This is a genomic window from Sphingomonas sp. SORGH_AS_0870 (genome assembly GCF_031453175.1).
Taxonomy (GTDB): domain Bacteria; phylum Pseudomonadota; class Alphaproteobacteria; order Sphingomonadales; family Sphingomonadaceae; genus Sphingomonas.
Genome location: NZ_JAVIYW010000002.1, coordinates 816,784 through 828,950, shown reverse-complemented (window position 1 = coordinate 828,950; position 12,167 = coordinate 816,784). Strand labels below are relative to the sequence as shown.

Genomic DNA, 12,167 nt, shown 5'->3' with positions numbered 1-12,167 from the left:
CCGTGACAAATAGGACACGGTCAAACTGAATTTTCTTTGAGAGGACCCTAGCCCAGTGCGCTACGCCTACGCCATTACCAGTGCGCTCCTCCTCGGTGGCGCGACCGCGACCCTGGCCCTCCAGCCCGGCACCGCCCAGGTCGCGCAGAACGAACCGGGCGCGATCCAGGCGGTCGCCCCCCGCGCCGGCGCGCCGATGAGCTTTGCCGACATGGTCGCCAAGCTCCAGCCCGCCGTCGTCAACATCTCCACCAAGCAGTCGATCACCGTCAAGCAGCAGCCGAACCCGTTCGCGGGCACGCCGTTCGAGGGCATGTTCGGCCAGTTCGGCGGACAGACCGGGCCGCAGCCGCAAAAGCGCGAAGGCGCCTCGCTGGGCTCGGGCTTCCTGATCTCGCCCGACGGTTACATCGTCACCAACAACCACGTCATCGCACCCGGCGCGCAGGGCGCCTCGGTCGATTCGATCACCGTCACGCTCAACGACCGCAAGGAATATACCGCCAAGGTCGTCGGCCGCGACGAGACCTCGGACCTGGCGGTCCTGAAGATCGACGGCCAGAACCTGCCCTTCGTCCGCTTCGGCGATTCGTCGCGCGCGCGGCCGGGTGACTGGGTGCTGGCGATCGGCCAGCCCTTCGGCCTGTCGAGCACCGTGACCGCCGGTATCGTCTCGGCCGTCCACCGCGTCACCGGCCAGGGCGGCGCGAACGACCGCTTCATCCAGACCGACGCCGCGATCAACCAGGGCAATTCGGGCGGCCCGATGTTCGACATGAACGGCAATGTGATCGGCATCAACAGCCAGATCTATTCGCAGTCGGGCGGCAATATCGGCATCGGCTTCGCCATCCCGGCCGAAGACGCCAAGCCGATCATCGACAAGCTGATGAAGGGCCAGAAGATCGAGCGCGGCTATCTGGGCGTGCAGATCGGCGGCCCGGTCACCGACGATGTCGCCGCGTCGCTGGGCATCCCCAAGAACCAGGGCGAGGTCATCGCCAAGGTCGAGCCCAACGGCCCCGCCGCCAAGGCCGGGCTGAAGGCGTTCGACGTGGTGACCAAGGTCAACGGCCAGTCGGTCACGCCCGAACAGACGCTGTCCTATTTGATCGCCAATGTCCCGCCGGGCGGCCGCGTCAACCTCGAGGTGCTGCGCGGCGGCAAGCCGGTCTCGCTGACCGCGACCGCCGCGACGCGTCCGTCCAACGAGGAACTGGCCGCGTCGCTGGGTGACGGCTCCGACGCCTTCCCCGACAGCGACGACGATGCGCAGGTCGCTCCGGCGGCCGGTGGCGGCCTGGGCCTGTCGGTGCAGACGCTGACCCCGGCGATCGCCCGCGCGATCAATGTCGAGCCGTCGACCCAGGGCGTGGTGATCGCGGCGGTCGACCCGTCGAGCGATGCCGCCTCCAAGCTGAAGCGCGGCGACGTCATCACGGCGATCAACGGCACCCCGGTCCGCAGCGCCGCCGACGTCCAGCGCGTCGTCGCCGCCGCCAAGGCCGCCGGTCGTCCGCAGGTGCTGGCGCAGATCACCCGCGGCCGGATCGCCGACCGCCTGATGCCGCTGCGCATCAAGTAACGGTTCCGCCCGTCCGAAAAGGGCCGTCGCATCTCCCCGATGCGGCGGCCCTTTTGCTATTCCCGTCACCGAACGCCGCGATAATATGCGGCCATGGAAGGCATCTTCATCGGCATGGGCGGCGGCAAGCCGCAGGCGATCGACCTCAAGCGCGCCAACCGGCACGGCCTGATCGCGGGCGCGACCGGTACCGGCAAAACGGTGACGTTGCAGACCATGGTCGAGGGTTTCTCGCGCGCCGGGGTGCCCAGCTTCGTCGCCGATGTGAAGGGCGACCTGTCGGGGCTGGGGCTGGCCGGATCGGCGCTGGGCAAGACCCATGCCGCCTTCGCCGCGCGCGCCGCCGAGCTGGGGATGACCGACTGGTCCTATGAGGCCGCGCCCGTGCAGTTCTGGGACCTGTTCGGAACCCAGGGGCATCCGGTCCGCGCCACCGTGTCGGAGATGGGGCCGCTGCTGCTCGCGCGGATGATGGGGCTGAACGAGACGCAGGAGGGCGTGCTGACCATCGCCTTCCATGTCGCGGACAAGGAGGGGTTGCTGCTCCTCGACCTCGACGATCTCCAGGCGATGCTGGCCGAATGCGCCGCGCGGGCCGACGAACTGACGACCAGCTATGGCAATATCTCCAAGCAATCGGTCGGGGCGATCCAGCGCGCCTTGCTCCAGCTGCGCACGCAGGGGGGCGAGCATTTCTTCGGCGAGCCCGCGCTCGAACTCGCCGACCTGATCCGTACCGACGATGCGGGGCGCGGCGCCGTCAACATCCTGGCCGCCGACCAGCTGATGGCCAGTCCCAAACTCTATGCCACCTTCCTCCTGTGGCTATTGTCCGAATTGTTCGAGCAGCTTCCCGAGATCGGCGACCCTGACAAGCCCAAGCTGGTCTTCTTCTTCGACGAGGCGCATCTGCTGTTCGACGGAGCCGCGCCCGCCTTGGTCGACACGATCGAGCGGGTCGTGCGGCTGATCCGGTCGAAGGGTGTCGGCGTCTATTTCATCACCCAGAACCCGATCGACGTGCCCGACAAGATCGCCGGGCAGCTGGGCAACCGAGTCCAGCACGCGCTGCGCGCCTTCACCCCGCGCGACCAGGCGGCGGTGCGCTCGGCCGCCGAGACGTTCCGCGCCAATCCCGGCGTCGATGTGGCCAGCGCGATCACCGAGCTGAAGGTCGGCGAGGCGCTGGTGTCGCTGCTCCAGCCCGATGGCTCGCCTTCGCCGGTCGAACGCACGATGATCGCCCCGCCACGCAGCCGGGTCGGCCCCGCCACGCCCGAGGAGCGCAAGGTCCTGGTCGAAACCGACGCGGTCGGCGCGAAATATGATCGGGCGATCGACCGCGAATCGGCCGAGGAACTGCTCACCGCCAAGACGCAGGAAGCGGCCGCCGCCGCTGCGGAAGCGCGGGCCGCGACCGAAGCCGACAAACAGGCGGCACAAGCGGCCAAGGCCGAGGCGAAGGCCGCGAAGGAAGCCGAACGCGCGCGCATCGCCGAACAGCGCGAGGCCGCCAACTCCCCCTGGGCCAAGATCGCGACCAGCGCGGCACGCTCGGCCAGCTCCTCGATCGGGCGACAGGTCGCCAACGAAATCGGCAAGCAGGTGTTCGGCGGCGGATCGCGGCGGCGGTCGAACAGCGGGGGGATCATGGGCGCGGTGGTGCGTGGGGTGTTGGGGAACCTGTTCCGGGGCTGACCCTCCCCAACATCCGTTCAGCCTGAGCGAAGTCGAAGGCCAAGCGACACCGCCTGCCACGAATCCGCCGCCACCCCGGCGGAGGCGCGAAACCATGGCCTCCCCGCGCGCCACAAATTTAGGGCGGATCGACATTCACGACTGCATCTTCTTCCCTCTCCCCTGGACAGGGGAGAGGGTTAGCGGAGCTTGCCAGCCTGCTGGCTAGCGCAGCTTGGGTGAGGGGTTGAGCGAGCCCTAAGGCTCGCGCGCTGCGCGCATCCACCCCTCACCCAGCTCCGACTAGGCCTTTGCTCTCGCAAAGACCAAGTCTGCGCAACCCTCTCCCCTCTGCGAGGGGCGAGGGAAATACAGGCATCGGTGAATGGCGATCGGCCTTGGTGGTGCCTGGACCCCGGCCTCCGCCGGGATGGGGGCTTGAGATAACGGGTTTCCCTTGGCCTTCGACTTCGCTCAGGCTGAACGGAGGTTGGGGGATGCCCCGCCCGTTCAACGGATGTCAGAGGATACCCCCCGCCCGCCAACCGGGAATGGGTGATCCGTCCCCCGCCCGTTCGCGCTGAGCGAAGTCGAAGCACACGCCCCGCCCCGCCACGAAACCCTAGTCGCGCGCCCCGCCATCTGCCACATCTGCGCGCATGAGCCGTACCTCTGCCACCGCCGCCCCCGTCGCCGAGCTGACCCTTCGCGGGATCGCGCTGGGCGGGATCATCACCCTGCTGTTCACCGCCGCGAACGTCTATCTCGGCCTCAAGGTCGGGCTGACCTTCGCGACCTCGATCCCGGCGGCGGTCATCTCGATGGCGATCCTGCGCTATCTGCCGAACAGTTCGGTGCTGGAGAACAATATCGTCCAGACCGTCGCCTCGGCGGCGGGAACGCTGGCGGCGATCATCTTCGTGCTGCCTGGCCTGGTCATGATCGGCTGGTGGCAGGGTTTCCCCTATCTGCTGACCGCCGGGATCACCGCGACGGGCGGCATATTGGGCGTGATGTTCTCGGTGCCGCTGCGCCGTGCGCTCGTGGTCGACACCGACCTGCCCTATCCCGAGGGCCGCGCCGCCGCCGAGGTGCTGAAGGTCGGCGCGGGCAGCCGCGAGGGCGAAGTGGAAAGCGCGGTCGGGCTGCGGCTGATCGTCGTCAACGCGCTCGCCTCGGCCGGGTTCGCGATCCTGACCCAGACCAAGCTGGCGGTGGCCGAGGCAGCGGTCTTCTTCCGCACCGGTGCGGGCGCGACCGGAATTGCGGGCGGGCTGTCCTTCGCGCTGATCGGGGTCGGGCATCTGGTCGGGCTGTCGGTCGGCATGGCGATGCTGGCGGGAATCGCGATCGGATGGTGGGGGGCGCTGCCGATCCTGACCGCCATGTCTCCCTCGACCGGGCCCGTCGCCGAATGGGCGGGCAGCATCTTTTCCCGCGACGTGCGCTTCCTGGGCGCGGGCGTGATCGGGGTGGCGGCGATCTGGACGCTCCTCAAGATCATCGGGCCGGTCATCGGCGGCATCCGCTCTTCGCTGGCCGCCGCTTCGGCCAGGCGCGACGGGGCGGTGCTGGCGGTGGGCGAGCGCGACCTGCCGATCGGGATCGTCGCGGCGGTCGCGCTGGCGACGCTGGTGCCGATCGCCGGGCTGCTCTGGTCGGTGATCGCGGGCGGGCCGCTGGCGGCGTCGGGCATCGCGCTGATCGGCGGCGCGCTGCTCTTCATCCTGCTGATCGGCCTCGTGATCGCGGCCGTGTGCGGCTATATGGCGGGGCTGATCGGAGCGTCGAACAGCCCTGTGTCGGGGATCGGCATCCTGTCCGTCCTGGCCGCCGCGCTGCTGCTGGTCGGGCTGTTCGGGCGCGGCACCCCGCCCGAGACGACGCAGGCGCTGGTCGCCTACGCGCTGATCGTCACCGGCGTCGTGTTCGGCGTGGCGACCATCTCCAACGACAATCTCCAGGACCTGAAGACCGGCGAGCTGGTCGGCGCGACGCCGTGGAAGCAGCAGGTGGCGCTGATGATCGGCGTCGTCTTCGGCAGCCTGGTGATCCCGCCGGTGCTCGACCTGCTCAACGCGACGCTGGGATTCGCGGGCACGCCGGGCGCGGGCCCCAATGCGCTGTCCGCACCGCAGGCCGCTTTGATCTCGGCCCTGGCCAAGGGGGTGCTGGGCGGTGACCTCAACTGGACGATGATCGGCGTCGGGGCGCTGATCGGCATCGGCGTCATCATCGCCGACGAAGGGCTGGGCAAGCTCGGCTGGCTGCGCCTGCCGCCTCTGGGCGTGGGGCTGGGCATCTATCTGCCGATGACCGCGACGCTGCCCGTCGTGCTGGGCGCGGTCATCGGCCATGGCTATAACCGCTGGGCGCGGCGAAGCGCCAATCCGGAGACGGCGGAGCGGCTGGGCGTGCTGACGGCGACCGGGCTGATCGTAGGCGAGAGCCTGTGGGGCGTGGGCTTTGCCGGAATCGTCTATCTGACCAATTCGGACGCGCCGCTGGCGCTGGTCGGCGACGGCTTCGCCACCCCCGCGCTGGTCGGGGGGACGCTGCTGTTCCTGGGGCTGTTGGCGGCGCTGTATCGCTATACGCGCCGCCGGGTCGTTACATTGCCGCCAGCAACTCGCTGATCTTCACGAAAGCGAAGCCGATCGAGCTGTCCGCGATGCCGTAAGGCAGGAACAGCGAGTCGCCGTGCCGGATCGCGCCGCACGAATAGACGACGTTGGGCACATAGCCTTCGCGGTCCTGGTCCTTGGCGGCCAGGATCGGCTGCTTCGTCCGACCCAGCACCTTGGAAGGGTCGTCCTTGTCGAGCAGTGCGGCGCCGATCGAATATTTGCGCATCGCGCCGACGCCGTGCGTCAGCAGCAGCCAGCCCTCGTCCGTCTCGATGGGCGGGCCGCAATTGCCGATCTGCACCAGCTCCCACGGATAGACGGGGGTCAGGATCTTCTCGCCCTCGTCCCAATGGGTCAGCGAGTCGGACTTGAGCAGGAACAGGTTCTCGCCGTCCTGCCGCCCGATCATCATATATTGCCCGGCGACCTTGCGCGGGAATAGCGCCATGCCCTTGTTGCGCGCCGCCGAGCCGGTCATCGGCACGAGGTCGAACGCGCGGAAGTCGCGGGTGCGCATCAGTTCGGACTGAATGCCCGAGCCGTCATAGGCGGTATAGGTGCCGATCCACTCGACCGCGCCGTCGTCATGCGTGAACTGGACGATGCGCATGTCCTCCAGCCCCTTGGACTGGGCCTGGGTGATCGGGAAGATGACCGTGCCCGACAGCGTCGAGTCGCGGTGGCGATGCACCGTGACGGGGCCGCCCGGCACATCGTCGTCGCCCCAGCCATGCACGTCGGTCGCGGTCGCGAAGGGCGGCTCGGGCGCAAGGCGAAGCTGATTCTGGTCGTTGATGATGCCCTCGCGAAAGGCGACCGACGAGATATGCCCCTCGCCCACCGCGCGCATCGACATCAGGATGCGCTGCGACCCCGGCTGGATGCCGGTCTGGTCGAAATGCGGCACCGCCGACGGGTTCATCAGCGCCGCCGCCGCATAGCTATATTCGTGGCAGAAATAGGCGCCGATCAGCTGCCGCTTCTCGTCGCTGATCGCCGCGCCGTCCAGCTTCAGCAGATCCTCGATCTGGTCATAGCGGGTCATGAAGACGCGCCGCGTCTGCCAGTGCCGCGCCTCGAAATCCTTCAGCACGGTTTCCAGCTGGTCGCGCGCTTCCTGCGGCGTCATTGCCAGCACCTCGCCCACCAGCCGTTCGGTCCGGCTGGGCGGCGCGCCATTGCCACCGCCCCAGGCGATGTGAAACGGCCGCACCACGACGCGGGAAGGATCGGCATGAAGCCGCAGCCGGTGGTTGAAAAGATCCATCGCGCTACCGTCTCGCCACTTTACCCAAAACGCTCATCCCATCCCCCATGCTGGACGCATCAGGCAATGTGACGATCGGCTCCTGCCATGGATGATGCGGAATGGCAAAGGCTGGCGATCGCGCAATTGGCGAGTTGCAGGGCCAGGATCGACTCCGCGCCCTGGTTGCGGTTGAGGCCGGTGGGCATCAATCCGTCGAAACAGCCGCCATCCTGCGCCGTCGCCAGCGGCAGGTCGAGGTCGTTCAGGCCCAGGAACCAGCCATAGGCACGCTCGCCCTCGGCGATCCAGCGCGGGTCGCGGGTCGCGACATAGGCGGACTGACAGGCCTCGACCGTCGCCTGCGCCTCCAGCGGCTGCTGGTCGAACTGCAACGGCTCGGCATAGGGGCGACCGAAGCTCTCACTGCCGACCGCGCGGAAACGGCCTTCCGGCGAGGTCTGCTTGGCGACGATCCAGTCCAGCGTGGAAATGCCGCAATCGATCAGGTCCTGACGCCCCAGCGCACGCCCCGCCTCGATCAGCGCCTGCGGCACGCGGGCATTGTCATAGGCGAGCACGATCTCGAACCACTGCCATTCGGGCCGCCGCGCTTCTTCCAGCAGCGCCAGATGCAGCGGCGGCAGCTTTTCCAGGATGGTGCGCGCCAGCTGATGCCCCGGTCGCGCCTCGAGCATGGCGGCGGCGCCCAGCATCGCAAAGGCCTGGGCCCGCAGCGAACCGAGGTCGAGCGCCAGCGAGGCGGTCGCATCGAACCACATCTGCGCCCAGTCGCGGTGCTTGGCGAGCTGCGCATCGCGCGCGGCGACGCCCAGCGCCCATAGGGTACGGCCGTTGGAATCCTCCGACCCCACATCCTCGCACCAGCTGCGGTCGAACCGCATGAAGTTGCGATAGCGCCGCGCCTCGGGATTCCAGGCATATTGCAGGAACGAGGCGTAGATGGTGGTCCATTTGTCGCGCGTGACGGGATCGATTCCTGGCGCCTGGGTCATGAAGATCAGCGCGCGGGCATTGTCATCGATGCAATAGCCGTGGCGGCGATCGGGCACCGAATAGATGGCGTGCTGCAACATGCCGGTCGAATCGCTCATCCGCTCGACGGCGGCCAGATCGGGGGTTAGCGGCTTGATCGTCGGCGTATGGCCGGTGGCGATGCGGCGCGGGCGGGTGGTGATCGCGGTGCCGATCTGCTTGATCGCCCCCTCGGCCAGACGCGGCCAGATCATCGTGCGGCCCCGCGCATAGGCGCGCTGCGACAGCCGGTCGCGCGCCGTGTCGTCGCCCAGCAGCCGGTCGATCTCGCGCGCGAATCCCTCGACGTCGCCGAAGGGGACGAGCACGCCGTGATCGTCGTCCAGTATCTCGGCGGCATGGACATAGGGGGTGGAGATCACCGCCTTGCCGACGCCGACCGCATAGGACAGCGTCCCGCTCGTGATCTGGGCGGGGTTGGTATAGGGGGTGGCGTAGATATCGGCGGCCTGGAGATATTCGATCAGGTCGTCATGGTCGACGAACGCATCGACGAAGGCGACATTGTCCGCCACGCCGCGCGCCTCGGCCAGCGCCTTCAGCCGGTCGCGATAGGCTTCGCCCTCATGCGCGATCAGATTGGGATGGGTCGCGCCCAGCACGACATAGAGGAGTTCGGGATGATGCGCGGCGACGGCGGGCAGCGCCTTGATGATCGTCTCGATCCCCTTGTTGGGCGCCAGCAACCCGAAGGTGAAGACGACCTTGCGGCCTTCCCAGCCGAACCGGGCCTTCAACATATCCGGCGAGATCAGTTCGCGGTCGGGCACGCCGTGCGGGATCATCGCGATCTGGCGCGGATCGGCACCATAGACGCGCTTGAGGATGTCGCAGCCCTTCTCGGCCATGACGATGATCTTGGCGCAGCGGCGAAGCAGCCCCTCCATCACCCGCCGCTCGTCGGCCGAAGGCTTTTCGAGAACCGTGTGCAGCGTCGCGATGACGGGCAGCGTGGTGCGGTCGAGCAGCGCGAGCAGATGCTCGCCCGCCGCGCCGCCATAGATGCCATATTCGTGCTGGACCCAGATGGCCTGCGCGCCGCTCGCCTCGATCCGGCGGGCCATGTCGATATAGGCGGAGCGCTCATTCTGCGGAATGGCGGCGGTCACGGCCGGGGGATAGGCGTAGCGGCCGGGATGATCGTCCATCGCATAGACGTCGACCGCCAGATTGGGATAGCGATCGCGAAGGGCCGAATAGACGTCGGTGGTGAATGTCGCGAGCCCGCATTGCCGGGGCAGGAAGTTTCCGATCAGCGCCAGTCGTTCGATCACGGTTCCGTTCGCATCCGCCATATTGCCAGTCCTTGAAGCACGACATGTCGGGGCGGGTTTCCCACCGGACACATCGTTTCAAGGTTAACCCGCATTTGGCAGGAAGGTTGCAGACCGTATTACATATTTGCTGCACCGCAACCGTGTCAGGCGACCGGGCGCTGCAAAGGCCCGGTCTGCCGACGAAAAGGGTCGCTCAGGACCCTGTTGCGAAGCGGAATGTCCTATCGAAAGGGATTGTGCCGGGGCGAGGGCTTCTTGCCGTCGAACATCCGGTACAGCGTCCATTCCTCGACGATCTTCTTGCCGGGCAGATAGCACAGGCCGAGCTGCGACCGGTCCGGCAGCGTGGCGTTGACCGAGCGGCCGCCCATCTTCTGGCAGAAGACCGATGCCGGGTTGGGCATGGCCTGCGCCGCGGTCGGCAGGACGGCGGCGGCAAGACAGAGGGGAAGGGAAGCGGCGATCATCAACCTGGTCTTCACGACGGAACCTCCATTCTGTGAGGCGCCCCGTCTAGCACGGCCCGCTGAACCCCCGCTGACCGGCCCGGCCGGGGGTCGTCAGCCCCGGCCGCGATAGCCCGCGACGCCCTGGTCGGGCAGCCACAGATCGGCGGGCGGGGCGGAGGACTGCCAGAACACGTCGATCGGAATGCCGCCGCGCGGATACCAATATCCGCCGATGCGCAGCCAGACCGGCTTCATCTCCTCGAACAGGCGCTCGCCGATGCCGACCGTGCAATCCTCATGGAAACCGGCATGGTTGCGGAAGCTGCCCAGGAACAATTTCAACGACTTGGACTCGACGATCGTCTCGCCGGGCACATAGTCGATCACCAGATGCGCGAAGTCGGGCTGGCCGGTCACCGGGCAGAGCGAGGTGAACTCGGGCGCCGCGAACCGGATCAGATAGGTGCGCCCCGGTCGGGGGTTGGGAACATAATCGAGCACCGCCTCTTCCGGGGAAGCGGGCAGCGCGCTGGTCTGGCCGAGATGCTTCATGAAAGGCCATGTAGGACAACCATGCCCGAATCGCCAACGCTGATCCCGATATTGGGCGATCAATTGTCGATGAACCTGTCGTCGCTGGAGGGTGCCGATCCCGAAAGCGCGATCCTGCTGATGATGGAGGTGGCGGACGAGACGGCCTATGTCCGCCATCACAAGGCCAAGATCGCCTATATCCTGTCCGCGATGCGCCATCATGCCGAGGCGTTGCGCCAGGCGGGATGGACGGTCGATTACGTCCGGCTGGACGACCCCGACAATATGGGCAGCTTCACCGGCGAAGTCGCGCGCGCGGTCGGACGCCACGACCCCGCGCGGATCGTCGTCACCCAGGCGGGCGAATGGCGCGTCGCCGCGATGCTGGAGGCGTGGGAGACGATGTTCGGCATCCCCGTCGACATCCTTCCCGACACCCGCTTCATCGCCAGCCAGGCCGAGTTCGAAGCCTGGGCGGAGGACCGCCAGGAACTGCGCATGGAGTATTTCTACCGGCTGATGCGGCGCAAGACCGGCCTGTTGATGAAGGGCGACAAGCCCGAGGGCGGCAAGTGGAATTACGACGCCGATAATCGCAAGCCCGCGCCCAAAAAGGACATACCGCCCGAACCCCTGCGCTTTGCCCCCGACCGGATCACCCGCGAGGTGCTGGAGATGGTTGCCGCACGGTTCGACAACCATCCCGGCTCGCTCGACGGCTTCGCCTATGCGACCACGGCGGAGGACGCGCAGAAACAGGCCGAGGCGTTCATGGCGAACGGCCTGCCCAAATTCGGCGACTATCAGGATGCGATGCTGACCGGACAGCACCAGCTTTGGCACTCGGTCCTGTCGCCCTATATCAATTCGGGGCTGCTCGACCCGCTCGAACTCTGCCGGATGGCGGAAGGGGAATATGAGGACGGGCGTGTCAGCCTCAATTCGGTCGAGGGCTATATCCGCCAGATCATCGGCTGGCGCGAATATGTGCGCGGGCTCTACTGGCATGTCGGGCCGGACTATGTGAACCGCAACGCCCTGCGCGCGACCCGGCCGCTGCCCGGCTTCTACTGGACGGGCGAGACCGACATGCACTGCATGGCCGAGGCGCTGGGCCAGACGCTCGACACCGCGCATGCCCATCACATCCAGCGGCTGATGGTGACGGGCAATTTCGCCATCCTGATCGGCGCGGACCCGGTGGAGGTGCATCGCTGGTATCTGGAAATCTATATCGATGCCTATGAATGGGTCGAGCTGCCCAATGTCGTGGGCATGAGCCAGTTCGCCGATGGCGGTATCATCGCCTCCAAGCCCTATGTCTCGTCCGGGGCCTATATCAACCGCATGTCGGATTATTGCGGGACGTGCCGCTATGACGTGAAGCAGCGGGTGGGCGAGGACGCCTGCCCGTTCAATGCGCTCTATTGGGATTTCCTGGCGCGGCACGAGGAGCGTTTCGGCGAGAATCCGCGCATGGCGATGCCCTATCGCAACTGGAACCGGATGGCGGAGGAAGACCGCAAGGCGATCCGGGCGCAGGCGGCGGGGTTTCTGGAGGGGTTGGAATAGCGAGATTCTCGTGGCCTTCGTCTTCGCTCAGAGTGAACGGAGCGAGGAATAACCTATACTCGCCTCTGGCCGCTCCCCTCCCGCAAGCGGGAGGGGATGGGGGAGGGTCTGGAGTCTCACCAAGACCAGCCCCCGTGGCCCTTG

The 12,167-nt window shown here is 67.2% G+C and carries 8 protein-coding genes; 4 read left to right on the top strand and 4 right to left on the bottom strand.

Translation table 11 applies throughout. The features are described from left to right. The first annotated feature begins 55 nt into the window (after window positions 1-55). The 3 genes from QE363_RS04430 (at window position 56) to QE363_RS04420 (ending at window position 5,898) form a co-directional block, all read left to right on the top strand. Window positions 56-1,585: a Do family serine endopeptidase gene (locus tag QE363_RS04430; RefSeq protein ID WP_309692345.1), complete on the top strand. Its 1,530-nt coding sequence runs from the start codon at window positions 56-58 to the stop codon at window positions 1,583-1,585. Window positions 1,586-1,678: 93 nt separating this feature from the next. Further along, entirely contained in the window at window positions 1,679-3,283 is a 1,605-nt protein-coding gene (locus QE363_RS04425; protein WP_309692342.1) for a helicase HerA-like domain-containing protein, read from the top strand. 638 nt (window positions 3,284-3,921) lie between these two features. Continuing rightward, the gene (locus QE363_RS04420) at window positions 3,922-5,898 is read left to right on the top strand and encodes an OPT family oligopeptide transporter (RefSeq protein ID WP_309692339.1); all 1,977 of its coding nucleotides are present in this window, start codon (window positions 3,922-3,924) and stop codon (window positions 5,896-5,898) included. Here QE363_RS04420 and QE363_RS04415 read toward each other — a convergent pair. The 4 genes from QE363_RS04415 to queF form a co-directional block, all read right to left on the bottom strand. Then, complete coding sequence (locus tag QE363_RS04415) at window positions 5,873-7,156, bottom strand: glycoside hydrolase family 130 protein (protein ID WP_309692337.1); 1,284 nt, start codon at window positions 7,154-7,156, stop codon at window positions 5,873-5,875. The two genes, QE363_RS04420 and QE363_RS04415, sit on opposite strands and share 26 nt — an antisense overlap. A 59-nt stretch (window positions 7,157-7,215) precedes the next feature. Further along, entirely contained in the window at window positions 7,216-9,486 is a 2,271-nt protein-coding gene (locus QE363_RS04410; protein WP_309692335.1) for a glycosyltransferase family 4 protein, read from the bottom strand. A 203-nt stretch (window positions 9,487-9,689) separates the two neighbouring features. Next, complete coding sequence (locus QE363_RS04405; protein WP_309692333.1) at window positions 9,690-9,950, bottom strand: DUF333 domain-containing protein; 261 nt, start codon at window positions 9,948-9,950, stop codon at window positions 9,690-9,692. A 78-nt stretch (window positions 9,951-10,028) separates the two neighbouring features. Next, window positions 10,029-10,469, bottom strand: coding sequence for a preQ(1) synthase (gene queF / locus QE363_RS04400; protein WP_007403692.1), 441 nt, complete (start codon window positions 10,467-10,469; stop codon window positions 10,029-10,031). Window positions 10,470-10,490: 21 nt separating this feature from the next. On the opposite strand from queF, the gene QE363_RS04395 reads away from it, so the two are divergent. Then, a complete protein-coding gene (locus tag QE363_RS04395; protein WP_309692324.1) occupies window positions 10,491-12,023 on the top strand; it encodes a cryptochrome/photolyase family protein in 1,533 nt (510 codons plus the stop codon). Window positions 12,024-12,167 lie beyond the last annotated feature (144 nt).